This window comes from Flavobacterium agri, from assembly GCF_013401995.1.
Taxonomy (GTDB): domain Bacteria; phylum Bacteroidota; class Bacteroidia; order Flavobacteriales; family Flavobacteriaceae; genus Flavobacterium; species Flavobacterium agri.
The window spans coordinates 320,229-344,075 of the sequence record NZ_JACBJI010000003.1 but is presented as its reverse complement, the minus strand read 5'-3'; the positions used below and the strand labels follow the sequence as shown (position 1 = coordinate 344,075).

The window sequence follows — 23,847 nt, the reverse complement described above, 5'->3', positions numbered from 1 at the left end:
TCGGGAAATGCCCCGACTTACGCCTAAAAATCAAACAATATGACCTTGACCCAATGGTTTATCTTTTTCCTGATCGTGCAGGTAGTACATTTTGCAGGAACGTGGAAGTTATATGAGGCTGCCGGCCGCAAACGATGGGAAGCCGCCGTTCCGGTATACAACGCCATCGTGCTTATGAAAATCATCAATCGCCCGCCATGGTGGACGATTTTGCTTTTCGTACCCATCGTCAACCTGATCATGTTCCCTGTGGTTTGGGTGGAAACGTTGAGAAGCTTCGGTAAAAACTCGACTTCAGATACGCTTTTGGGTATTTTCACTTTGGGTCTCTACATCTATTACGTCAACTATACACAGCCGCTGAACCATATTCCGGACCGCGAACTGCGCGCCAAATCGAAGGCCGGAGATACCTTGAGTTCGTTGCTTTTTGCGGTCGTAGTGGCTACGGTAGTGCATACGTACATAATGCAGCCGTTCACGATTCCGACATCATCGCTTGAAAAATCGTTGTTGATCGGCGATTTCCTTTTTGTAAGCAAGTTCCATTACGGCGCGCGTACGCCTTCTACGACGGTCGCTTTGCCGATGGTACACGACACGATTCCGGTAATCAACAAACGCTCGTACCTGTTCAAGCCGCAATTGCCGAATTTCCGTTTTCCTGGATTCGAAAAGATCGAAAAGAACGACATCGTGGTCTTTAATTGGCCCGTCGATACGGTCGAGCGCTTTTTCGTGCCCGGACCTCGCGTAAACAAACCCGTAGACAAGAAATCGAATTACGTGAAACGCTGCGTTGGAACGCCAGGCGACAGTCTTTCGATCGTGGACGGAGACGTGGTCATCAACGGCAAAAAACTGGTATTGCCCGAAAGAGCGCGACCGCAAACCGCCTATTATGTAACTTTCGACGGCAAGACGCCTATCGATTTCGAATATGTCTTGGGCAATCTCGACGTGACCGACAAAGCCGGTTTCATCAGCGACAGACGCGACACTTTGCTCATCAGCGCGATGACCGAACGCGGAGCCGAACAGTTGCGCAAAGTTCCGGGCGTGGTTTCGGTGACCAAAAACAATGAAAAGAAAGGGGTTTCCCCAACTGTGGTTTTCCCTAAAGGCTATACGAATTGGACAATCGACAATTACGGTCCGATCTATATTCCGGAACAAGGCAAAACCGTTGCGCTTAACCGCCAATCGCTTCCGTTCTACAAAAAAATCATTTCGGAATACGAAGGCCATGACCTTAAGGTGAACGGAGACGAAATCCGTATCGACGGTAAAGTCGCCACTTCTTACACATTCGGCCAGAATTATTATTGGATGATGGGTGACAACCGCCACAATTCTGAAGACAGCCGTTATTGGGGATTCGTACCCGAAAACCACGTAGTCGGAAAACCGGTGTTCATTTGGATGAGTCTCGACCCGAACAAGAAAGGCTTCGACAAAATCCGTTGGGAACGCGTGTTTACGACTGTCGGAGGCGATGGCGAGCCGGTTTCGTACTTTAAGTTTTTCCTGATTGCGCTTGGTTTCTACTTTGTTGCAAACTTTTTCATCAAGAAGAAAAAAGCCGCCCAAGAATAATTGCATGGACATTTTAGTTTATCCGACCTATTTCCCGTCGATTTCGCAATTCGCCGCGATCGCACAAGCCGAATCGGTCACTTTTGAAGTGGAAGACAACTTCCAAAAGCAGACGAACCGCAACCGCATGTACATTTACAGCCCGAACGGTAGGCAACTTTTGAACATTCCGGTGAAGCATTCGAGTTCGGCCCATCAAAAGACAAAGGACATCCGAATCGAGAAAGCGTTCGACTGGCAGAAACTGCATTTCAAATCGCTCGAAGCTGCGTACCGGAGTTCGCCTTTCTTTGAATATTACGAAGACGAGATCGCGCCTATTTACTTCAAGAAGCAGCAATTCCTCATGGACTTGAACTTCGAGGCGCTCGAGATCGTCTATAAATGCCTCGGATTGCTGTTCGATCCTAAAAAGACCGAGGAATACTTTCACGAAGTACCGGATCTGGTCGATTTTCGCCATTTGGCCAACGGAAAAAAAGACGATCGCCAATTTGAGGAATACACCCAGGTTTTCGGTGACAAATACGGCTACCTGAACAACTTGAGCATTCTGGATTTGTTGTTCAATGAAGGAAGGTATGCTTTGGATTATTTGAAGCGGCAGCAAGTTTGATCTCTTGCCACGAATGCCACAAATTCCACAAATATCTTAACGGATTATTGTAGAGACATCCGAAAGAAATTGTTTTGCGCAATAAATAATTCGAGAAATTAGTGCCATTCGTGGCAGAAAACCTATTCCCGCATTTCCAATCTCGTCATCACCGGAAAGTGATCGGAATTCTCGAACTCCGAAAAATTCTCGAAGCTTTTTACCTGTAGTTTCGGATCGGCGAAAATGTAGTCGATACGCGCCGGATAATACTTGAACTTATACGTTTGCCCGAAGCCTTTTCCGGCCTCTTCGAAACAATCCCCGAGTTTGCCTTTGATCACACGGTAGACGTACGAAAACGCGCTGTTGTTCATATCGCCGCAAATGATCACGGGATATTTGCATTCGCGCCTGTGTTTCTGGATGATCTCGGCCTGTTGCTGCTGACGTTTGAACGCGTCGGTGATGCGACGGAAAATCACTTGTCGTTTCTTCTCGTCTATACTGTTGATGTGGTCGTTGTTGATCTCGTCTACATCGGGCGTGATCTTTACCGATTGCAGGTGCATACTGTACACGCGGATCGTGTCTTTTCCTTTGCGGATATCGGCGAACACGACGTTATTGTTCGAGTTCGGAAGCTCTAATTTGCCTTCTTCGATGATCGGGAATTTCGAAAAGATCGCCTGCCCCGTCTTGACCTGGTTGCCCTGCATCATGATGTACTTGTGCGGATACACCTTGAGGTCGACGTTGGCCCTTTCGGAATATTCCTGAAGACACACGATATCGGGATTCTTCTCGTTGATGAAGTCTTCTATGGTTTCTCCTACATTGTCCTTCGGAATCCAATCGAATAAGTTGAAAAGCCGCACGTTGTAACTCATCACCGTAAAATCCTTTTCGGAATCGGGCAATTCGGTAGGCGAAAATTTATAGAATTTATTGATGAACGTGATGCCCGCAAGCAACAGCAAAGCCGGAAGGATTACCTGTTTTTTGAGCAAAACGGCCCAATACACAAAAAAGCAAGCGTTCAATATCAGGAACAAAGGCATGAACAACGTCAATACGGAAAGGATCGGAAACAACTTGGGCGCGAGGAACGGCAAGACATAGGCGATTACGGTCAATACCGTGAGCACGATATTGAGTATCCACATGAACTTGTTGAACCAAGAGAGCTTCTTCATATCACTTTCCGGCGCGAAACAGGAAATCCTTTTCTTCCTGCGTCAGGCTGTCATAACCTGAACGGCTTATTTTGTCAAGTATTTCATCTATCTGTTGCTGGGTCTTGTCTTTTGTTACGATACGCGACGTTTGCTGTACCGGTTTTTTGTAATTGCGATGCACGGTCCTGAACTTGGTTTTCTTCTCGCCAGGCTTTCCCAGATTCGCAAAAAAGTCGATGACTACCGTAACGACGCGGCTCATGTCGGTTCCCGATTCGAGCATCTTCATGTAAACGAACCCGAAAAGCGCCGCCGATAAATGCGACAGATGGCTTACCGGACTCGTCGAAGGGATCGAGATCACATCGAGGAAAATCAGGAATCCCGTAAGTATCCATAGTTTGACGTTTCCGATGAGCAACAAACGCACTTGCATCGTCGGATTGTATGTCGTGATCGCAACCAAAACCGCCATGACGGCCGCCGAAGCACCGACTAATATCGTCGACGTTCCCATGACGTAGTACGTGACGACGAACACCGATCCGGCGAAAATCGCTCCCAAAAAATAAACACCAATGAACTGTTTGATGCTGAAATATGTACGGAAAAGACGAGCCGCGAAATTCAGCACGAGCATATTGCTCAGGATGTGCATGAAATTGGCGTGAAGGAACGCATACGTCACCAGCGTCCACGGATAGAACAACGCATCGTTCGGACTCAACGCGAGCCAACGCGGGAAACTCGAATTCGGTACGAACGCGAAGTACAAAGCCGAAACGACGAAAATCGCCACATTGACGATAATCAGACGCGTCTCCGGGCCTCCTAATGCGTATTCGCTTTTGATGTCATTCCAAATGCGCGACATAACTTAATTCCAACGGTTGTGATTGAATCGATTCTTTCTCCAGTACCACATCATGATGAAGCCGAAAAGCGCTCCACCGACGTGTGCGAAATGCGCAATATTGCTTCCGGTGCCAAACCATGTAGAGGATATGCCCGAAACGAGATCGAATCCTATCAGGACTGGCACGAAATACTTCGCTTTTATGGGAATCGGAAGGAAGATAATAAACATTTCGGCATTCGGAAACATGAAAGCGAAGGCTACCAAAAGTCCATAAATCGCACCCGAAGCGCCGACCATCACGCCTTTGCTTTCTATAGCCGCGTTAAAGATCGCCGACAAAGATTCCTGTGTCAACGAAACACCCGGATGGCCCGTGCGCAAGATTTCCTCAATCTTGGGCAACAGAAGCTCCGAGGTATAAGAAGTTCCTTGCCTGAAATCTGTATTGAAAATCTCGTAAAGCTCGCGATGCGACAAATTGAGATAAGCTGCCGGTTCAAGGGTTTGCTGTATGGAAATGTAATTGATCAGCAACTGCAATGCTGCAGCGCCCAATCCGCAGGAAATATAAAAAAATATGAAGCGCTTGCCACCCCAAAAATGCTCAAGCGACGACCCGAACATATACAGCGCGAACATATTGAACATGATGTGCCCGATGTTGCTGATCGGCGCGTGCATGAACATATGTGTCAGCAATTGCCAAAAATGGAACTGATCGTTATCGAAATAATAAAGCGAAAGGTAATCGTAAGCTTGGGGCACCAACTGAGAACCCACAAAAAAAAGTATGTTGATGATCAAAAGCTGCTTGACCACCGGTGTAATTGGCATCATATGGCGAATTTCTTATCGATATCTTCCACACGCAAGGTAATGAAAGTCGGTTTCCCGAAGGGTGAAACATCTGGTTCTTTACACGCGAAAAGCCCGTTCACGAGATTTTCCTGCTCGCGTTCGGCAAGCAAAGTGCCCGTTTTTACCGCAAGGCTTTTCGCCATCGATTTGGCTATGGAATCGTTTTGGCTGAAACTCGTTTCCGGAATGCCGTCCTGAAGGTCGCTCAGCAATTCTTCCATGACGATGGACGCCTCGCTTTCGGCAACATTCACCGGCAATCCCGAAACAACTACATGATCGTGATTGATTTCGCTGAACACGAATCCGGTATTTTCAAGCGACGGCTGAAGTTCACGGATCAGGCTCATCTCGATAGTCGAAAAATACATATTGAGCGGAAACAGCAACTGTTGGCTCGACGCCTGGCGTACGGTCATGTTCGTGAGGAATTGCTCGTACAATACGCGTTGGTGCGCACGCTGCTGATCGACGATCACCATTCCCGATTTGATCGGATTCACGATATACTTGCGATGCAACTGGTACATGCGGTTTTCCTGTGCGGCCGTTTCCGATTCATCGAACAACGAAGCCGTGACTTCTTCGGTCTCGAACTGCATTTCTACGGGTTCGGCAATCGTTTCCGTATCATGCTTGAGGCCCACGTAAAGGCTTTCCCAACTTGCGTGTTCGTTTTTTCTGTGGTAGCTTCCCGAAGGAGAAACCTGCTTTTTCTCTTTGACCTCGACTTCTCCGAACGGATTGAAAGCCGCATCGACTTCTATCGTCGGTAAAATGGCATCGCGGTCCTTGTATCCGTAAGGCGTGTCCAACGAAGCGTCGCGTTCGAAATCGAGAACGGGCGACACGCTGAACTGGCCGAGACTGTGCTTGACCGAAGCGCGCAGGATCGCATACAACGCATGTTCGTCGTCGAACTTGATTTCTGTTTTGGTCGGATGTATGTTGATGTCTATCGAGTGCGGAGGCACTTTGAGATAAATAAAATAAGACGGCTGGCAACCTTCTTTCAAAAGACCTTCGTAAGCCGCCATGACCGCATGGTGCAGGTAGCCGCTTTTGATGAATCGGTCGTTGACGAAAAAGAATTGCTCGCCTTTGTTCTTTTTGGAAAATTCAGGTTTGCCGGCAAATCCTTCGAGCGAAACGATTTCGGTGGATTCGGCTATCGGAACGAGCTTTTCATTCGTTCGTCCGCCAAAAATACCCACGATGCGCTGTCGCAAATTCGAAGCAGGCAGATTGAACATCTCGCTGCCGTTGTGGTACATCGTGAAATGGATTTGCGGATGCGCCATGGCCACGCGCTGGAATTCATCGAGGATATGCCTGAATTCGACCGTATCGGATTTCAAAAAGTTCCGTCTCGCGGGAATGTTGAAAAACAGGTTCTTGATAGCGAACGACGTACCTTGAGGCAAAACCGCCACATCCTGGGAAACGAATTTGCTGCCTTCGATGATCAAATGCGTACCCAATTCTTCATTGGACTGGCGCGTTTTCATCTCGACGTGCGCAATCGCGGCAATAGAAGCCAATGCTTCCCCGCGGAAACCTTTCGTATGCAGCGAAAACAAATCCTCGGCATTGCGGATTTTGGAGGTCGCATGGCGCGCGAAACACAATTTGGCGTCCTGCGGACTCATGCCCACTCCGTTGTCGATTACCTGGACGAGCGATTTGCCCGCGTCCTTGACGATGAGCTTGATGTCATCGGCTTTTGCATCGACGGCATTTTCAAGCAATTCCTTGACGACCGAAGCGGGTCGCTGGACGACTTCGCCCGCGGCTATCTGGTTGGCTACGTGGTCTGGAAGGAGTTGAATAATGCTCGACATGGTCTGTTTGAGTGGACGTCAAATGTACCACAATTAACGCAAAAATTGAGGATGGAAAGGTGAAAGGCGGGTTAAAGTTTTGCACAAAAATCAACGGTAGAGTTGAAAGCTTTTCAGCCATGAATGACACGAATATCACTAATCCTATCTGTTTAATTTGTGGAATTTGGGTCATTCGCGGATAAAAAAAGCCCGTCCAAACGAACGAGCTTATCTATATCCAAAATCTGGTCTCTTTATTTGAATCCCATCTTCGAATTCTGGCCCGATGTGCGTTTTCTCAAATCGGCCATCCGGATTGCGGTAATCGCGGCTTCGGTGCCTTTGTTTCCGTGGGAACCGCCCGAACGCGCGAGCGACTGCTCTTCGTTGTTGTCGGTCAACACGCAAAAGACCACGGGAACATCGCCTTTGACGTTCAGATCCTTGACGCCTTGGGTCACGCCTTCGCAAACGAACTCGAAATGCATCGTCTCGCCTTTGATCACGCATCCGATCGTAATGATCGCGTCAACGGTCAACGCCTGGCGCATACGCGAAGCTCCGTAAATCAATTCAAAACTTCCGGGAACGTTCCAGCGCGTGATGTTTTCGGGTTTTACGCCGCAGTCCAAAAGCGCGGTCTCGCATCCGTTGTAAAGGCCTTCGGTGACCTTCGTGTTCCATTCAGAAACAACAATCCCGAATGTGAAGTCTTTCGCATCCGGGAGTTGGTTCTTATCGTATTCCGATAAATTCTTGTTCGCTGTAGCCATATTATTGGGCCAATCCGATGAGCGCATCTACCTGAGAAGCCTCAGGAGAACTCTCGTAATTGTCTTTGATGTCCTGGAAATGTTTAAGCGCGGTTTCCTTTTGGTTCAACGCCAAAGCGGTTTTTCCGGCTTTCAACAAATACATAGGAGCCGTGAATTCGTTTTTGTTTGCGGCAGCGGCCTTCTCGTAGTATTCCAACGCTTCTTTCGGCTGGTTTTTCTGAGAGAACGCATCTCCTTTCAATCCGATCGCCATTGCAGCCAGTACGACATCTTCCGATTTGAATTTGTCGAGAGACTCGATCGCCTCGTTGTATTTTCCTGTGTTCAAATAGGAAACACCTGCGTAGTAGTTGGCAAGGTTTCCGGCATCTGTACCCGAATATTTGTCGGCGATGTCTACAAAACCGTATTGTCCTTCAGAACCTTTCAACGCAAGGACGAAAAGCGAATCCGGTTTCACACCGTCAACGGCTTTCTGGAAGTTCTGCTGGGCAACGAACATCGCCTCGGCAGCATCTTCTTCTTTAGGTCCGGCAACGAACTTGTGGTAAGCGAGGTAACCGATGGTCACCAAAGCGATCGCTCCTACGATACCAAAAATCGCTTTCTGGTTTTTCTCGACCCATGCCTCTGTCTTGTTGGCCGTTTCGTCAAGCGTGTTGAAAACGCCCGCGGTCGTACTGTCTTTCTCTTCGACGTTCACGTCTTCGATGTAAGCTCCGTCCAACGCCGGGTCTTTTTCTTCTTTCTCTTTAGGAGACTTGTAACCTCTCTTGTTATATGTTGCCATTTAGCTTTAAATTAATGCGGGGCAAAAATAAAATTTTTATTCAAATTGAAAAGCGAAAATGTGTATTTTTTCGGAAATTTACGCCCGCTTCCAGAATCCTGAATTTCTGTGTGAAAGCTGCTTTTCGCCCATGCATCTCAAGACGATTTCCCTACTCAATTACAAGAATTTTGAAGACGCCTCTTTCGATTTCGACGACAAGATCAATTGTTTCGTCGGAAAGAACGGCATGGGCAAGACCAACGTACTCGACGCGGTTTACCATTTGGCGTACGGCCGCAGCTATTTCAATCCGATGGCGATGCAGAACATCAGGCACGGACAGGAATTTTTCGTGATCGAAGGCGATTTCGAAAAAGACGAACGCAGCGAACTCATCGTTTGCAGCCTTAAGAAAGGCCAGAAGAAAATCCTCAAGCGCAACGGCAAGATTTACGAAAAATTCTCGGATCATATCGGGTTCATCCCGCTCGTGATCATCTCTCCGACCGATCGCGACCTGATCGTCGAAGGCAGCGAAGTGAGGCGAAGCTTTATCGACAGCGTGATTTCGCAATTGGATGCGACCTATCTGCAAAACCTTATCCAATATCAGAAAATACTGACGCAACGAAACGCCTTGCTCAAATATTTTGCGGCGAACAGGACATTCGAAGCCGATACTTTGGTGATTTACGATGAGCAGCTCGACGTTCTCGCCCAGCCTATTTTCGAGAAACGACGTGAATTCCTGGAACAGTTCGTCCCGATTTTCAACGAATATCACCAAGCGATCACCGATTCGGCCGAAAACGTACAGATCGTCTACCAAAGCCACCTCGCGCAAAACAACATGCTCGCGCTTTTGAACGATCATGTGCAACGCGACCGCGCTTTACAATACACATCGGTCGGCGTGCACAAAGACGATCTGTCGTTCGAGATCGACGCGCATCCGATCAAGAAATTCGGAAGCCAAGGCCAACAGAAATCGTTCCTGATCGCGCTCAAACTCGCGCAGTTCGAGTTCGTCAAGAAGCAATCGGGCCAAAAGCCGATTTTGCTGTTCGACGACATTTTCGACAAGCTCGACGAGACACGCGTCGGCAAGATCGTCGAGATGGTCAACAACGACGCTTTCGGGCAATTGTTCATTTCGGACACGCATCCGGAGCGCACCGAAGCTATTGTGAAACAGACGCACCAGAGTTATAAAATCTTCAATCTCTAAAGTAAAAGACGTACTTTAGCAACACTTTTTTACCGTTTATGAAAACACAGATTTTCGCGTTTTTCGCCTCGATTTCTTTGCTTTTTTCGTGTCAGGGACAAACTTCGGAACAAGTAAAGACCATTCCTCCGAAAGATTTCGCCCAGAAAATAAAAGACAACCCTAACGCACAGATTCTAGACGTGCGCACTCCCGATGAATTCGTCGGCGGACATCTGGACAATGCCGTCAACATCGACTGGTATGAGAAACAGGCGTTCGAATCGAAGGTGGCCAAACTCGACAAATCGAAACCGGTTTTCGTGTATTGTGCGGCCGGCGCGCGTTCGATAAAAGCCGCGAACAAATTGTATTCATTGGGATTCAAAAATGTCTACGATTTACAAGGCGGCATCGTGAAATGGAATGCCGAGACTTCGGACGCTTCCAGTTCGGGTGAACCCGAGAAAATCATCGGCATGTGTTCGCAGGAATATGGAGAAATGATCAAATCGGACAAGAAAGTCCTTGTCGATTTTTATGCGCCTTGGTGCGAACCGTGCAAGAAAATGGCGCCGTACCTGACCAAAATGGAAACCGAACGCAAAGATGTGAAGATCGTCCGCCTCAACGCCGACGAGCACAAAACCCTGGTGAAGGAAATGAAAATCGACTCCTTGCCTCGCCTTCTTTTATATGTGGACGGAAAGGAAACCTGGAAACACGACGGTTTCATATCGGAAGAAGACCTTAAAAAACAATTGTGATGCTAGCAAAAGAAAGCCTGGAATTCCTTGAGGACTTGAGGAAAAACAACAACCGCGACTGGTTCATTTCACAAAAAAAACGATACGACAAATACAAGGAAAACTATCACGCGCTGATTTCGGATTTCATCAAAGTCATGTCGACTTACGATGAAAAACTCGAATCGTTGAGCGTGAAAGACTGCACGTTCCGCATCAACCGCGACATCCGGTTCTCGAAAGACAAATCGCCGTACAAGACACATATGGGTATTTGGATGTCGACCGGACAAAAGAACACGAATCTCGCGGGCTATTACATCCATATCGAAAAAGGACAAAGCTTTATCGCCGGCGGAAAATGGCAGCCCGAAGCATCCGACCTCAAGAAAATCCGCAAGGAGATCGAGTTTTTCCACGATGAGCTCGACGAAATCATAGCCGATAAAAAATTCCAATCCGAATTTGGCGGATTCGACCGAGAGGACTCGTTGAAAACCGCTCCGAAAGGCCTAGAAAAAGACCATCCGGCGATTGAACACCTGAAGCTCAAATCGTTTGTGGTTTCGCAAAAAATCGACGACAAACTGCTCGCAAGCAAAGACTTCGTACAAAACGTATCGGCCAAACTTGCGCTTATCAAACCACTTAACGAATTCCTCAACCGCGCCTTATCTACAGAAGAATAATGCAGATTTTACCCGATTTTTCGCTTAAAAATTTCAACACTTTTGGAATCGATGCCAAAGCGCGCCAATTCGTAGCCGTGCATTCTCTCGACGATTTGAAAACCGTTTTGGAAGAACATCGCCTCGAAAACAAGTTCATTTTGGGTGGCGGCAGCAATATGTTGCTTACGAAAGACATCGATGCGCTTGTAATCCACGTAGACCTCAAGGGCAAAAAGGTTTTGGGTGAAGACGGAAATCACGTTTTGGTCGAGTCCCAGGCTGGCGAAAGCTGGCACGGATTCGTGTTGTGGGCGATTTCGCAAAACTACGGCGGACTCGAAAACATGTCGTTGATTCCCGGAAACGTGGGCACGACGCCGATCCAGAACATCGGCGCTTACGGAGCCGAAATCAAGGATACGTTCGTGAGCTGTGACGCGATGAACATCGAAACCCAGCAAATGCGTACCTTCACGAAGGACGAATGCGAATTCGGGTATCGCGAAAGCATTTTTAAAAATGCCGAAAAGAACAAATACATCATTACGTCGGTGGTGTTCCGATTGACCAAAGACACGCATAAGATCAATACGGGTTACGGCGACATCATCAAGCAATTGGCCGCGAATTCTATCGAAAACCCTACGATAAAAGACGTAAGCGATGCCGTGATCGCGATAAGACAAAGCAAATTGCCCGACCCGAAAGAATTGGGGAATTCGGGAAGTTTTTTCAAGAATCCGATCGTGCCCAAATCGGTTTACGAACAGGCGAAGGCCAATTATCCCGAAATGCCGCATTACGTGGTTTCTGAAACCGAAGTGAAAGTGCCTGCGGGTTGGCTTATCGAACAGGCCGGATTTAAAGGGAAACGCTTTGGTGACGCGGGCGTTCACAAAAACCAGGCGCTCGTTTTGGTGAATTACGGCAATGCGACCGGAGCCGAAATCCTCAACGTCGCAAAAATGGTACAGGGTGCGGTTTTCGAGAAGTTCGGGATCGCGATCGAGGCCGAGGTTAACGTTATCTAAATTGGCAATCGCGAGGGATTGATTTTCGTATCTTGAAAATTCAATTTCCTTCAACATGAAAGTCATCAATTCGCATGCGCACGGCTCGATGGATTATGCTATCGTCGCTTTTCTATTTTTGTCGCCTTCTTATTTCAATTTGCCCGAAACCACTTCTGTTTTCACTTACATTTTCGGAAGCGTGCATTTGCTGTTGACCGCTTTGACCGATTTCAGGCTCGGGCTTTTGAGACGCATTCCTTTTCGCGTACACGGATTGATCGAGTTGGCCGAAGTGTTCGTATTATTTGGTATCGCTTATTATTTGGGCGGTTTTGAAGGGAGATTACCTCAATATTTCTATTCGAGCCTTGGCATTTCGATTTTGTTGATTTGGATGTTGACGGATTATACGGGAACGAAGACGAGAGGGTTTTGAGATGTCTTTTTGTTTCTTTCTAGAAATCGTTTTTATAAAAATTCATTATACTTTGATGTTTGGTTTGACGGATTCTGAGTATTTAGAATTCTGGGTCAAGACCTAACAGGTTTTGGAAACCTGTTAGGTCTTGCGGAAGTTAGCGGCAATTTTTGAGATGCGCCGATGGTTTTTATGCCAAAAATGTTAAAGTCGCTTTGATTCAAAATTCAAAAAATTTTGTTTTGCTTTTGGCCTATTCATTTTTTTGCTTTTGACTTCAAGACCTAACAGGTTTTTGGAAACCTGTTAGGTCTTACCGAAGTTAACGGTCGTTTCGAACTAAGTGGTATAGTTTTTCTACCGAAAGTGTTAAAGCACCATCTTTCAGGATATAGCCACGACAGGAACGACAATCCTAGCCCCGATGCAAGCGAAAACCCCGCAAATTTACAAAGCGACTTTTTTAGTTTTTTGTGCAGCGACCGTAGGAAGCTCGCGACAAAAAGCATAAAAATGCGATTTGGGAATGCGGAGTTGCAACGGGCAGCGGGAATAGCTTCTGACAAGCATACGAACACAAAGCCGAATTCGAGTAAATAAACCGGCAAACCGTTCATCGAGATAAAACATTTCAATTTATCTTTGCGGCGTCAAAACACCCCAGCCTATGCTGTTCATTACTTTTTGTGTATTCGCGTCTGTCGTTTTCATCCAATTCCTTTATTACGTGGTGGTTTTCGGAAAATTCGCGTTTTCGAAACCCCAGAAAAGCACGCCGAAACGCATTCCGGTTTCGGTGATCGTCTGCGCTAAAAACGAAGAGGAAAACGTGCGCAGGTTCGTGCCGCTTTTGGCCGAACAGGATTATCCGGATTTCGAAATCGTGCTTATAGACGATGCTTCGAGCGACGATACGCTTGAGATTTTCGAGGAGTTCGAGAAGCAATATTCGAATATCCGGCTCGTGAAAGTCGAGAACAACGAGGCGTTTTGGGGCAATAAAAAGTACGCGTTGACTTTGGGAATCAAGGCCGCGAGAAAGGAATATCTGTTGTTTACCGATGCCGATTGCCGTCCGTCTTCGAAAGACTGGATTCGCGAGATGACGTCGCGTTTTACGATGCAAAAAACCATCGTGCTCGGATACGGCGCTTACGAGAAATTGCCCGGTTTTTTGAACAAACTCATCCGATTTGAAACGGTTTTGACGGTCGTTCAATATTTTTCATGGGCCAAACTCGGGCATCCGTACATGGGTGTCGGACGCAACCTCGCGTACAAAAAAGAGGAATTCTTCAATATGAACGGTTTTATCGAGCATATGAAGATCCGCTCGGGCGATGACGATCTGTTCATCAACCAGGCGGCGAATGGAAAAAACACGACGGTTTGTTATTCTACCGAAAGTTTTACCTATTCAGAACCTAAAAAATCGTTCAAGGATTGGTTCACACAAAAGCGCAGGCATGTGTCGACAGCCAAACATTACAAAGCGTTCGACCGTTTTCAGCTCGGACTGTTTTTTGTGGTCCAACTACTGTTTTTTATACTTCCGATCGCGCTTTTAGCGTTTCAGTTCATGTGGATTTACGTGTTGGCGATCATCGGTTTCCGATATCTTTTCACCTGGATCACCTTAGGTGTGGCGGCCGGAAAGCTCAAGGAAAAAGACACGATGTACTTTTATCCGATCATGGAAATCGTGCTCATCTTCACCCAATTGAATATCTTTATTACGAATATCTTCTCAAAACCCGTGCATTGGAAATAAACCAGTACATAGAAAAAGCGAAACACGGAGACCAGTCGGCCTACACGTTTTTGCTCGATCACTACTGGAACGAGGTGTATGCATTCATGCTCAAACGCACCGAGAACGAGACTGATGCCGAAGACATCACGATCGAGACTTTTTCGAAGGCTTTCGATAAGATTTCGGTCTATAATCCCGAATTCCAATTCAATACGTGGCTCATCGCTATTGCGAAGAATGTGCATATCGATCTGATCCGCAAACGCAAGAAAGCGCTGTTTTTGGACATTACCGATGAAGACGACCAATTGGCTTACGATGTGGCCGATTCGGCTCCTTCGGCCGAAGATAAGTTGATTACCGAACAAAATCTTTCGAGTTTACTGCAATGCATCAAGCAACTCAAACCGCATTATCAGGAAGTCATCCAATTGCGGTTTTTCCAGGAACTTTCGTATCAGGAAATCTCAGATACTTTGGGCGAGCCGCTTTCGAACGTAAAAGTGAAATTGTTGCGTGCGAAGAAACTGCTGGCCGAAATCATCGAGAGTAAGCGATGACATTTAGGAAATTTTACAGAAAATCTGTAGCCACCTTTTTCTTTTTTGAGATACTTTAGACCTAACAGGTTTTGGAAACCTGTTAGGTCTAACTTGTTTCAAGAGACCATTCCAACTTCCCGCCTACTTCCATCATCTTTATTAAAAAAGCCCCTGTTAAAAAAATCATTAACATTTATACAATTTTTCCGATGGCTTAACAGTTATCCTATCAAACACTCAATCGATTTCGAAAATGCAACATAATTACGCAACCTTTTTAAACTAAATTAATTATGTCTAGAACAAGTATTTTTGAAAAACGGTGGCTCGATCTTGTCTTCGAAGGAAAAAACAAGGCTTATGGCGCCTATCAGCTGCGCCTTGAAAACCCAAGAACCACTTTGCTTGCATTTTTTTACGGATTGCTTTTTATCGGAGGTATTTCGGGAGCGGGATTTTTATTCAGCTCGTTCAAATCGGCACCTCCGGGAAATCTTCCCGAAATCCCGAATGACACTATTGTTTTGGTGAATATGGATCCACCAGTCCAGCCTGAACCGCCTATGGTCGAACCAAGAAGACAGCCTGAAGCGCCTCCTACGTCACCACAAACGCCTGCAAGCTGGGAACATCCCGTTATTGTCCCTGAAGCAGAAGCGACACCCGACCCGCAACCTGTAGGATCTCCGGCGGAAACTCCGGGAACGACAGCCACGGGCAATCCGACGACAGGCGCGGCCGCCCCTGGAGCTGGTGAACCAGGAATTCCGAATGAACCTGCCGGACCTGTCATCACTACTGCTCTCGACAAACAACCATCGTTTCCTGGTGGAATAAACGAATTCTATAAAAAAGTCGCCAAAGGATTCAATAACCCAGACATGGAAGACAATGCCGCGGTCCGCATCATTGTATCTTTCGTGATCGAAAAGGACGGGCGTATGACCGACATCAAAGTACTCAACAAACCAGGGGAAAAATTCGAGAAGGAGGCCATCCGTGTGCTCAAGTCGATAAAAGACAAATGGGAACCCGGCGTAAGGAACCATCAGGAAATGCGCACTTTGTTCACGCTTCCGATCACGATCAAAGCCGAATAAACCAAAACACAGACAAAGTTTAACGCGAAAGCAGGCTGGCCAGCCTGCTTTTAAATTTATGGAAAATTGCAAAAATCCAAAATCCAATCGTCCTTTCTAAAACGATTGGATTTTGGGATTTGGATTTCTTAGACTTTCTTGACGAACTCGGTCCTCAACACCATTGCCGTTTTGTTTACGCGACAATCGATTTCGGCCGGATCATCGGTAAGCCTGATGTTGTTCACTTTCGTACCGCGTTTGATCACGTCGCTCGAACCGCGTACTTTCAAATCTTTTATAACCGTAACCGAATCCCCGTCGTTGAGGATATTGCCGTTGCTGTCTTTTACTTCCATCGTATCGAATTTGCGGCAAAGGTAGCGATTTGGGGAGATTATCAGGCCTCAGGACTTGGCGAATGGATCGTATGCCAAATCCGATTATCTAATTTTCACATCATCTAATTATCGAATTGCAATCCTTCACTACATTTGAGAAACCAAACCAAACCTATGCAAACGTTTACCCTGTCCGAAAAGCTCAAATATCTGTTCAGCTTTCCTGTAATTGTGGCCGCTTTGGGCTATTTCGTAGACATTTACGATTTGTTGCTTTTCGGCATCGTAAGGATTCCGAGCCTCAAAACACTTGGGCTCGACATTGACAAGGCCGGCACGTTGATCCTCAATTTCCAGATGACCGGATTGCTCATCGGCGGTATCCTTTGGGGAATTTTGGGCGACAAAAAAGGAAGGCTTTCGGTGCTTTTCGGATCGATTCTCGTGTATTCGCTGGCCAACATCGCATGCGGATTCCTTCCGTATATAGAAACTTCGAACACATTGGCCTTATACGCCGGATTGCGTTTCATTGCGGGAATCGGGCTTGCCGGAGAATTGGGCGCCGGAATCACGTTAGTCGCCGAGAGTTTACCCAAGGAACTTCGTGCGATCGGCACTTCGATGGTCGCCGGATTCGGGCTTTTGGGTGCGGTCGTGGCCAAACTCACCGAAAACGTCACGGGCGATTGGTCGACAGCTTACTTTATAGGCGGCGGATTGGGATTGTTGTTGCTTTTCCTGCGCATCGGCGTTCTCGAAAGCGGCATGTTCAAGCAAATCGAATCGAAAGAACACATAGCTAAAGGAAATTTTGCCTCATTCTTCTCGAACGGCAGACGACTCGTAAAATACCTCAAATGTATCGCCATCGGGCTTCCGACATGGTTTTGCGTAGGGATTTTGGCCACGATGGGCAACCAGTTCGCACCGTCTTTCGGCATTGATAGCATCGATCCCGGAAAAGCGATCATGTGGACGTATGTCGGGATTTCGGCCGGTGATTTCGCCAGCGGATTCATTTCCCACGCATTGCATTCGCGCAAAAAAGCGATCCTGTACATGATTTTGTTCACGGCTGTCGGCATTTGCGCGATGTTGTTCGGCGGTTCGAAATCGGAAGCGCATTATTATTTCTTTTGTATCTGGCTCGGATTAGGAACGGGCTATTGGGCGATGTTCGTCACAGTCGCCGCGGAACAATTCGGCACGAATATCAGAAGCACGGCCACGACGACCGTCCCGAATATGGTGCGTGGTTTATTACCCGTGATGTTGCTGGGTTTCGACTTTTTCAAGACTAAGGTAGACGTCGTGCATTCGGCATTGATCGTTGGCGTTGTCGTTTTTGCGCTTGCGATTTATGCGACGATGACGATTCAGGAAACGCATGGGCGCGATTTGGAATTCACCGAATAAATCTCTTAAATGATTATTGGAAAATCGTGATACGGAATCCTCATTTTTTCTGCTCGAAATGGAATACTACCAGTTCACGCTTTCATCTGCATCCGAAAGCATCGAAAAGCCCGTAAATTTTAATGTTTCTTTAATTTTGATTGGCTTATCTTAGGGGAAAACTTCCTATGGATATCGAAATCGTCATTTCCCTTTTAAGCCTGGTCGCACTCGAAGCCGTTTTGGGTATCGACAACGTGATTTTCATCTCGATTCTTGCGAATAAACTGCCTGCCGACCAACAAAAGAAAGCGCGTCGTTTAGGTCTGATCCTCGCCGGAATTTTGCGTTTGGTATTGCTGTTGCTGATTTCGCTGATCATGAAGCTCGACAACGATCTTTTTACCGTTCTCGAAGTTGGGATTTCGGGGAAAGATCTGGTGTTGATCGCCGGCGGATTGTTCCTGATCTACAAATCGGCCAAAGAAATCCATCACAAGATGGAAGGCGAAAGCGGCGACCAGACCAAAAATATCGTCGCGGCGACTTTCGGGCAGGTGTTGATCCAGATTTTGATCATGGATTTGGTGTTTTCGGTCGATTCGATCATCACCGCGATCGGCATGGTCACGGAGGTTTGGGTGATGTACGTGGCCGTCGTCGTCACGGTAATCATCATGTTGTTCGCTTCTGAACCGATCTCGAATTTCGTGAACAAACATCCGGCGTTCAAAATGCTCGCACTTTCGTTCCTTTTACTGATCGGGACGTCGCTTGTGGCCGAAGGTTTGGGCGTCCATATCCCGAAAGGTTATATTTATTTTTCGATGGCGTTCGCGCTTTTGGTCGATGTCTTCCAGATGAAAATGGGCAAGAAATCGCAGCCTGTGGAAACGCATGAACATTACCGGAAAGAAGAAGAATCGCAAGCCAAAAAGAAATTTTAGTTTAGCCGCGAATGGCACGGAATTGCACTAATCAAAATTTGTGAAATTCGTGCCTTTCGTGGCTTTTCACCCGACTTACATCCTAACATCGTATTAACAAACTTTCTGCGTAAATTTGCGTCTCTAAAACCAACGACATGGACACCGTTCTCGAAAACGCCGCGCCACAGGCCAAACCAAAATGGCTCAAGGTGAAATTGCCGATCGGGCAAAAATATACCGAGCTGCGCGGACTCGTCGACAAATATAAACTCAATACGATCTGTACATCAGGAAGTTGTCCGAACATGGGCGAATGCTGGGGCGAAGGCACGGCCACGTTCATGATTCTGGGCAATATCTGTACGCGTTCGTGCGGGTTTTGCGGCGTGAAGACCGGACGCCCCGAAACCGTAGATTGGGACGAGCCCGAAAAAGTGGCGCGTTCAATCAAACTCATGAAAATCAAGCACGCCGTAGTCACTTCGGTTGACCGAGACGACTTGAAAGACATGGGTTCGATCATCTGGTACGAAACCGTACAAGCGATCCGACGCATGAATCCCGAGACGACTTTAGAGACGTTGATTCCCGATTTCCAGGGCAACGAGCGCAACCTCGACCGTATCGTCGAAGCCGACCCGGAAGTGGTTTCGCACAACATGGAAACCGTTCGCCGATTGACGCGCGAAGTCCGCATCCAAGCGAAATACGACCGCAGCCTCGAAGTTTTGAGATATTTGAAAGAGAAAGGCGTACGACGCACCAAATCGGGCATCATGCTTGGTTTGGGCGAAACCGAGGAAGAAGTGATCCAGACGATGCGCGACTTAAGGGACGCCAATGTAGATGTGGTCACACTCGGGCAATATCTCCAACCTTCAAAAAAACACTTGCCTGTCAAGGAATTCATCACGCCTGAGCAATTCAAAAAATACGAGGAAATCGGTAAGGAGATGGGCTTCCGACATGTAGAAAGCGGGGCTTTGGTGAGAAGTTCGTATCATGCTCAAAAGCATATTCTTTAATAGACTCGTTGCACTTTAGATTCGAACCGACATTTTTTGACTTCCAATATTCCAATGAATAAAACCAAGGTTGCCATCAACGGTTACGGTCGCATCGGCCGCAATCTCTTCCGACTGCTTTTAGATCATGCGCAAATCGAGGTCGTCGCGATAAACGATATCGCCGACAACCGCACGATGTCGCATCTCACCAAATACGACAGCATCCACGGAGTCTTGAACGCAGAGGTTTCGTTTGACGATGACGGGATTATCGTCGACGGAAAACACTTCGCTTTCCTGCACGAACGCGAGGTCATGAACATCGATTGGAAAAAATATGATATTGATGTCGTGATCGAATCGACCGGGAAATTCAAGACGTTCGACGAAATCAACCAGCATATTTTGTCGGGTGCGAAAAAAGTGATCCTTTCCGCTCCGAGCGAAACAGACAGAATCAAAACGGTCGTGCTTGGCGTAAACGAACACATCCTCGACGGTTCGGAAACCATCATTTCGAACGCGAGCTGCACGACCAACAACGCCGCTCCGATGATCAAAATCATTGACGAGCTTTGCGGAATCGAACAGGCATATATCACGACAGTCCACTCCTATACTACCGACCAAAGCCTGCACGACCAGCCGCATAAGGATTTGCGTCGGGCCAGAGGCGCTTCCCAATCGATCGTGCCTACGACTACGGGCGCAGCCAAAGCCCTTACGAAAATTTTTCCCGAAATGGACGGAAAAATCGGCGGCGGCGGGATCCGCGTTCCGGTTCCGGACGGTTCGCTTACCGACATCACATGCTATGTGCGCAAAGAAGTGACCATCGAACAAATCAATGAAGCCTTTAAAAATGCCGCGTCGGGCAAACTCAAAGGGATTTTGGCCTATACCGAAGATCCGATCGTTTCGGTGGACATTTTGGGCAACCGCAACTCTTGCCTTTTCGATGCGCAACTGACTTCGGTCATCGGTAAAATGGTCAAGGTCGTGGGCTGGTATGATAATGAAATCGGATATTCCGCGCGTCTTGTCGACCTTATTTCCTCAATTCGGAAATAATTGCCTAATTTTAAAGCCCCTAACCGAATAAACAGCACTAATGAGGAGATTATTGCTAATAGTTTTCTTTATGTCCTTCTGCGCCTATCCTCAAAAAAAGCCGGTGGACAGTTCTGCTTATTATATTGAGCTCGCACAGTTCAATACCCGTATCAACAATTACCGGAATTCACTCGATTACACCCAAAAAGCCATCGATTACGCCAAGAAGAACAAGGACGTAAAAGGTGAGGCAAGTGCGGCGTTGGCTTTGGCGAACCTGTATATCGAAATCAAGAAATACAACGACGCGATCGAAGTACTCAACCGTGCGATCGCGCTTTTCAACACGCTAAAACCTTCGGCAGAGCAAGCCTATGCTTATTACAATCTCGGGTTGTGCCTTATGGAAAAGGAAAATTATTCCCAAGCCGAGACGACTTTCGAAAAAGCCAAGACGATTTATGAGACGCTGAAGATTCCCGATGCGATAGAATTGCTCAACCTGCAAAAAGGGATTTTGTACCGCGCCAAAGGAAAAAACGCCGAAGCCGCCAATATTTTCGGGCGTATCATCGCCAAACAGGATCGGGACGACACCTATAAGATCAAGGCCGATGCGTTGTACCAAATGGGCGTCATCGAAACCGGACGCAACCGCAACAATCTGGCGTTAAATTATTTGAACCGCGCGCTTGAACTCAACGAACAGTACAAAAATTACGAGCTTGAAGCCCAGATTTACATCGCGCTTAGCCAAGCATACGATAAAATATCGGATATCAAGAATTCTTACGCTTTCCTCAAGAAACACCTCGAACTCAAAGACAGCATAGCCGCGATAAGCAATGCCAAACTTGGAGCCGAAGATTACACGAAATTCAAGGAAAGCGAACGTCTTAAACGCATCGATCAGCTCGACCACGAGAACCGTCAACAGGAAAAAGCCAGCAAATTCGCCAAGTTGATCTCGATTTTGGCGATCGCGTTGATTTCGATCTTGTCGCTGTTGAGTTTGTCGCTGTACAAGAACAACATCATCCGAAACCAATCGAACCTTTTGCTAAAGGAGACGAACAAGGAACTTCAGATCGCCAAAGACAAAGCCGAAAAAGCCTCGAAGGCAAGAGCCGAATTCCTGTCGACCGTGAGCCACGAATTGCGCACGCCTTTGAACGCGATCAACGGGATCACGCATTTGTTGCTTGAGGAAAGTCCGAAAAAATCACAGTTGAATTACCTGACCTCGCTTCAGTTTTCGGGCAATTACCTGCTCACGTTCATCAACGAGATTTTGGAAATCAACCGCATCGAATCGAGCAATGTCGTGGCAGAATGCATCAATTTCAACCTCAAGCTGCTTTTGGAAAACATCCAGAATTCGCTTAAGGAACTCGCGGCTTCGAACAACAACAAATACACGATCGAGATTGACGAGCGCATTCCCGACATCCTGATCGGCGACCCTACGAAGTTGTCGCAGATTTTCATGAACCTGATCAACAACGCGCTCAAGTTCACCAAAAACGGCCAGGTGAAAGTGATTGCGCAAATGACGACGATAAAAGACGACATCGCGTATATCCATTTCAAGATCATCGACACCGGAATCGGGATTCCCGAAGACAAACAGGAAACGATTTTCGACAGCTTTTCGCAAGGTTCGATCGAAATCAACCGCAAATACGGCGGCACCGGATTGGGTTTGAACATCGTCAAGAAACTCATCGATATTTTGGGCGGGGAAATCAAATTGCAGAGTAAGATCGGGCAAGGTTCTACGTTTTCGTTCGATCTGGATTTCAAGGTAAGTTCGGGCCAAATGGTCGTGAACGACGACGATTACGACGAAAATGTGTTCGTGAACAAAAAAGTGCTGCTCATCGAGGACAACAAAATCAACCAGATGATCACGGCTAAAATGCTCGAGAACAAGCAAATGCTCGTGGAAATCATCGACAATGGCGAAGACGCGATCGAAGCCGTCAAGAACAATTACTACGATCTGGTTTTGATGGACGTACACTTACCCGGTATCAACGGAACGATCGCGACCCAAACCATCCGTACTTTCGACCAACACACGCGTATCATCGCACTCACTGCGATCTCACTCAACGAAAACCGCGAAATGCTGTTGTCTTACGGCATGAACGACGTGATTACGAAGCCTTTCGACCCGAATGTGTTTTATAGGGTGATTGCGCAGGTGATTTCCTGAAGGCTGTAGGCGATAAGTTTTAGGCTTTAAGCTTGGTTCGCAGTGAATTCAAATTTCTTTTTTTTGACAAAATCGAAGGCTACACTTGCCCGATGAAAGCCTTGATCAGCGCGCGTACTTTCGGTTCGGCTTTGGCCGCGGCCTGCAGCACTTCGTCGTGATTGACTTCGGCTATGGAATCTTCGTGGCCGATATCGGTAATCACCGAAACGCCGAGCACTTCCAAATCCATATGACGCGCCACGATCACTTCCGGAACGGTCGACATCCCGACGCAATCGGCACCTAAAATCTTGACCATGCGGTATTCGGACAAGGTTTCGAAAGTCGGGCCTTGCAAGCCCATATACACGCCGTCTTTGACTTGTATGTCCAAATCGGAAGCGATCGTTTTGGCCTTTGCGATCAGTTTTTTCGAGTACGGTTCGCCCATGTTGAGGAAACGCGGCCCGAAACGCTCGTCGTTCTTACCACGAAGCGGATGTTCGGGCATCATATTGATGTGGTCGTTGATGATCACGATATCGCCGACTTTGTAATTCGGATTCACGCCACCCGACGCGTTGGACACGATAAGTTTGTTCACGCCCAGGTATTTCATCACACGCACCGGAAATGTCACCTGCTGCATCGCATAACCTTCATAAAAATGGAAACGGCCTTGCATTGCGACGACTTTTTTGCCATCGATCGTCCCGAAAACCAAAGCGCCTTTGTGTCCTTCGACCGTAGAAACCGGGAAATTCGGGATTTTGCGGTACGGCAACGTGTACTCGATATCGATGTCCTGGGTGAATCCACCAAGGCCTGAACCTAGGATTACGCCGTATTCGGGCGAAATGTCGATTTTGCTTTTGATGAATTCAACAGTCTGCTGTACTTTTTCCCACATAGTCATTTGTTTTTATTGCGTGCCTTTCGTCGACCGGCTTTACAAATTTAACCGAATCGCGCCATTAGCACGTCGAATACCTGGAAAAACTATGATAAATTGACTCCTAAACAGTCCCGAAAA

Annotated in this window: 23 protein-coding genes; 15 read left to right on the top strand and 8 right to left on the bottom strand. The window is 47.2% G+C overall.

What is annotated here, in order from left to right:
• The first annotated feature begins 39 nt into the window (after positions 1-39).
• Positions 40-1,596 (top strand): signal peptidase I, encoded by a 1,557-nt coding sequence (gene lepB, locus HZF10_RS08885; protein ID WP_176005840.1) that lies wholly within the window; start codon positions 40-42, stop codon positions 1,594-1,596.
• A 4-nt stretch (positions 1,597-1,600) separates the two neighbouring features.
• Entirely contained in the window at positions 1,601-2,212 is a 612-nt protein-coding gene (locus HZF10_RS08880; protein ID WP_176005839.1) for a WbqC family protein, read from the top strand.
• 122 nt (positions 2,213-2,334) lie between these two features.
• Here HZF10_RS08880 and HZF10_RS08875 read toward each other — a convergent pair whose 3' ends face one another.
• From HZF10_RS08875 to HZF10_RS08850, 6 genes are all read right to left on the bottom strand, one after another.
• Positions 2,335-3,387 (bottom strand): endonuclease/exonuclease/phosphatase family protein, encoded by a 1,053-nt coding sequence (locus tag HZF10_RS08875; protein WP_176005838.1) that lies wholly within the window; start codon positions 3,385-3,387, stop codon positions 2,335-2,337.
• A 1-nt stretch (position 3,388) separates the two neighbouring features.
• The gene (locus HZF10_RS08870) at positions 3,389-4,243 is read right to left on the bottom strand and encodes a rhomboid family protein (protein WP_176005837.1); all 855 of its coding nucleotides are present in this window, start codon (positions 4,241-4,243) and stop codon (positions 3,389-3,391) included.
• Between the two features lie 3 nt (positions 4,244-4,246).
• Positions 4,247-5,065 (bottom strand): rhomboid family intramembrane serine protease, encoded by an 819-nt coding sequence (locus HZF10_RS08865; RefSeq protein WP_176005836.1) that lies wholly within the window; start codon positions 5,063-5,065, stop codon positions 4,247-4,249.
• Complete coding sequence (gene mutL, locus HZF10_RS08860) at positions 5,062-6,927, bottom strand: DNA mismatch repair endonuclease MutL (RefSeq protein WP_176005835.1); 1,866 nt, start codon at positions 6,925-6,927, stop codon at positions 5,062-5,064. The genes HZF10_RS08865 and mutL overlap by 4 nt, the downstream gene beginning before the upstream one ends.
• Positions 6,928-7,163: 236 nt before the next feature.
• The gene (gene ribH / locus HZF10_RS08855) at positions 7,164-7,682 is read right to left on the bottom strand and encodes a 6,7-dimethyl-8-ribityllumazine synthase (protein WP_176005834.1); all 519 of its coding nucleotides are present in this window, start codon (positions 7,680-7,682) and stop codon (positions 7,164-7,166) included.
• A gap of 1 nt (position 7,683) precedes the next feature.
• Positions 7,684-8,475 (bottom strand): tetratricopeptide repeat protein, encoded by a 792-nt coding sequence (locus tag HZF10_RS08850; protein WP_176005833.1) that lies wholly within the window; start codon positions 8,473-8,475, stop codon positions 7,684-7,686.
• 130 nt (positions 8,476-8,605) lie between these two features.
• Here HZF10_RS08850 and recF point away from each other — a divergent pair, with 130 nt between their 5' ends.
• The 8 genes from recF to HZF10_RS08810 all read left to right on the top strand — a co-directional run bounded on the left by recF (position 8,606) and on the right by HZF10_RS08810 (position 15,907).
• Entirely contained in the window at positions 8,606-9,685 is a 1,080-nt protein-coding gene (recF, locus tag HZF10_RS08845) for a DNA replication/repair protein RecF (RefSeq protein WP_176005832.1), read from the top strand.
• A gap of 38 nt (positions 9,686-9,723) precedes the next feature.
• Positions 9,724-10,431 carry a thioredoxin domain-containing protein gene (locus tag HZF10_RS08840; protein WP_176005831.1) on the top strand — a complete coding sequence of 236 codons (708 nt, stop codon included), beginning with the start codon at positions 9,724-9,726 and terminating at the stop codon, positions 10,429-10,431.
• Positions 10,431-11,099, top strand: a complete 669-nt coding sequence (locus HZF10_RS08835) for a DUF2461 domain-containing protein (protein WP_176005830.1) — start codon at positions 10,431-10,433, stop codon at positions 11,097-11,099. The genes HZF10_RS08840 and HZF10_RS08835 overlap by 1 nt, the downstream gene beginning before the upstream one ends.
• Positions 11,099-12,112, top strand: coding sequence for a UDP-N-acetylmuramate dehydrogenase (gene murB, locus HZF10_RS08830; RefSeq protein ID WP_176005829.1), 1,014 nt, complete (start codon positions 11,099-11,101; stop codon positions 12,110-12,112). The genes HZF10_RS08835 and murB overlap by 1 nt, the downstream gene beginning before the upstream one ends.
• Positions 12,113-12,167: 55 nt before the next feature.
• A complete protein-coding gene (locus HZF10_RS08825; protein ID WP_176005828.1) occupies positions 12,168-12,530 on the top strand; it encodes a hypothetical protein in 363 nt (120 codons plus the stop codon).
• Between the two features lie 649 nt (positions 12,531-13,179).
• Complete coding sequence (locus tag HZF10_RS08820; protein ID WP_176005827.1) at positions 13,180-14,283, top strand: glycosyltransferase; 1,104 nt, start codon at positions 13,180-13,182, stop codon at positions 14,281-14,283.
• A complete protein-coding gene (locus HZF10_RS08815; protein ID WP_176005826.1) occupies positions 14,274-14,825 on the top strand; it encodes an RNA polymerase sigma factor in 552 nt (183 codons plus the stop codon). The genes HZF10_RS08820 and HZF10_RS08815 overlap by 10 nt, the downstream gene beginning before the upstream one ends.
• Before the next feature lie 275 nt (positions 14,826-15,100).
• Positions 15,101-15,907, top strand: coding sequence for an energy transducer TonB (locus HZF10_RS08810; protein ID WP_176005825.1), 807 nt, complete (start codon positions 15,101-15,103; stop codon positions 15,905-15,907).
• Between the two features lie 128 nt (positions 15,908-16,035).
• Here the strand turns inward: HZF10_RS08810 and HZF10_RS08805 are convergent, their stop codons facing one another.
• On the bottom strand, positions 16,036-16,245 hold the full coding sequence (locus HZF10_RS08805) for a zinc ribbon domain-containing protein YjdM (protein WP_176005824.1): 210 nt from the start codon (positions 16,243-16,245) through the stop codon (positions 16,036-16,038).
• Between the two features lie 156 nt (positions 16,246-16,401).
• Between HZF10_RS08805 and HZF10_RS08800 the strand changes: the two genes are divergently transcribed.
• The 5 genes from HZF10_RS08800 to HZF10_RS08780 all read left to right on the top strand — a co-directional run bounded on the left by HZF10_RS08800 (position 16,402) and on the right by HZF10_RS08780 (position 22,832).
• Positions 16,402-17,646: an MFS transporter gene (locus tag HZF10_RS08800; protein WP_176005823.1), complete on the top strand. Its 1,245-nt coding sequence runs from the start codon at positions 16,402-16,404 to the stop codon at positions 17,644-17,646.
• A 167-nt stretch (positions 17,647-17,813) separates the two neighbouring features.
• Positions 17,814-18,572 carry a TerC family protein gene (locus HZF10_RS08795; protein ID WP_176005822.1) on the top strand — a complete coding sequence of 253 codons (759 nt, stop codon included), beginning with the start codon at positions 17,814-17,816 and terminating at the stop codon, positions 18,570-18,572.
• A gap of 137 nt (positions 18,573-18,709) precedes the next feature.
• Positions 18,710-19,579: a lipoyl synthase gene (gene lipA / locus HZF10_RS08790; protein ID WP_176005821.1), complete on the top strand. Its 870-nt coding sequence runs from the start codon at positions 18,710-18,712 to the stop codon at positions 19,577-19,579.
• A gap of 54 nt (positions 19,580-19,633) precedes the next feature.
• A complete protein-coding gene (gap, locus tag HZF10_RS08785; RefSeq protein ID WP_176005820.1) occupies positions 19,634-20,632 on the top strand; it encodes a type I glyceraldehyde-3-phosphate dehydrogenase in 999 nt (332 codons plus the stop codon).
• A gap of 70 nt (positions 20,633-20,702) precedes the next feature.
• Positions 20,703-22,832: a tetratricopeptide repeat-containing hybrid sensor histidine kinase/response regulator gene (locus HZF10_RS08780; protein ID WP_246282523.1), complete on the top strand. Its 2,130-nt coding sequence runs from the start codon at positions 20,703-20,705 to the stop codon at positions 22,830-22,832.
• A 79-nt stretch (positions 22,833-22,911) separates the two neighbouring features.
• On the opposite strand, the gene HZF10_RS08775 is transcribed toward HZF10_RS08780, so the two are convergent.
• Entirely contained in the window at positions 22,912-23,724 is an 813-nt protein-coding gene (locus tag HZF10_RS08775) for a purine-nucleoside phosphorylase (protein WP_176005818.1), read from the bottom strand.
• Positions 23,725-23,847 lie beyond the last annotated feature (123 nt).

Bases quoted from the DNA above. Each gene is read 5' to 3' on its own strand.
- HZF10_RS08870 (WP_176005837.1), bottom strand. From the start codon at position 4,243: ATGTCGCGCATTTGGAATGACATCAAAAGCGAATACGCATTAGGAGGC.
- HZF10_RS08850 (WP_176005833.1), bottom strand. From the start codon at position 8,475: ATGGCAACATATAACAAGAGAGGTTACAAGTCTCCTAAAGAGAAAGAA.
- HZF10_RS08820 (WP_176005827.1), top strand. From the start codon at position 13,180: ATGCTGTTCATTACTTTTTGTGTATTCGCGTCTGTCGTTTTCATCCAA.
- lipA (WP_176005821.1), top strand. From the start codon at position 18,710: ATGGACACCGTTCTCGAAAACGCCGCGCCACAGGCCAAACCAAAATGG.
- mutL (WP_176005835.1), bottom strand. From the start codon at position 6,927: ATGTCGAGCATTATTCAACTCCTTCCAGACCACGTAGCCAACCAGATA.
- HZF10_RS08795 (WP_176005822.1), top strand. From the start codon at position 17,814: ATGGATATCGAAATCGTCATTTCCCTTTTAAGCCTGGTCGCACTCGAA.
- HZF10_RS08810 (WP_176005825.1), top strand. From the start codon at position 15,101: ATGTCTAGAACAAGTATTTTTGAAAAACGGTGGCTCGATCTTGTCTTC.
- HZF10_RS08825 (WP_176005828.1), top strand. From the start codon at position 12,168: ATGAAAGTCATCAATTCGCATGCGCACGGCTCGATGGATTATGCTATC.
- HZF10_RS08775 (WP_176005818.1), bottom strand. From the start codon at position 23,724: ATGTGGGAAAAAGTACAGCAGACTGTTGAATTCATCAAAAGCAAAATC.
- murB (WP_176005829.1), top strand. From the start codon at position 11,099: ATGCAGATTTTACCCGATTTTTCGCTTAAAAATTTCAACACTTTTGGA.
- HZF10_RS08840 (WP_176005831.1), top strand. From the start codon at position 9,724: ATGAAAACACAGATTTTCGCGTTTTTCGCCTCGATTTCTTTGCTTTTT.
- recF (WP_176005832.1), top strand. From the start codon at position 8,606: ATGCATCTCAAGACGATTTCCCTACTCAATTACAAGAATTTTGAAGAC.
- HZF10_RS08875 (WP_176005838.1), bottom strand. From the start codon at position 3,387: ATGAAGAAGCTCTCTTGGTTCAACAAGTTCATGTGGATACTCAATATC.
- ribH (WP_176005834.1), bottom strand. From the start codon at position 7,682: ATGGCTACAGCGAACAAGAATTTATCGGAATACGATAAGAACCAACTC.
- HZF10_RS08805 (WP_176005824.1), bottom strand. From the start codon at position 16,245: ATGGAAGTAAAAGACAGCAACGGCAATATCCTCAACGACGGGGATTCG.
- gap (WP_176005820.1), top strand. From the start codon at position 19,634: ATGAATAAAACCAAGGTTGCCATCAACGGTTACGGTCGCATCGGCCGC.
- HZF10_RS08800 (WP_176005823.1), top strand. From the start codon at position 16,402: ATGCAAACGTTTACCCTGTCCGAAAAGCTCAAATATCTGTTCAGCTTT.
- HZF10_RS08880 (WP_176005839.1), top strand. From the start codon at position 1,601: ATGGACATTTTAGTTTATCCGACCTATTTCCCGTCGATTTCGCAATTC.
- HZF10_RS08780 (WP_246282523.1), top strand. From the start codon at position 20,703: ATGTCCTTCTGCGCCTATCCTCAAAAAAAGCCGGTGGACAGTTCTGCT.
- HZF10_RS08835 (WP_176005830.1), top strand. From the start codon at position 10,431: ATGCTAGCAAAAGAAAGCCTGGAATTCCTTGAGGACTTGAGGAAAAAC.
- lepB (WP_176005840.1), top strand. From the start codon at position 40: ATGACCTTGACCCAATGGTTTATCTTTTTCCTGATCGTGCAGGTAGTA.
- HZF10_RS08865 (WP_176005836.1), bottom strand. From the start codon at position 5,065: ATGATGCCAATTACACCGGTGGTCAAGCAGCTTTTGATCATCAACATA.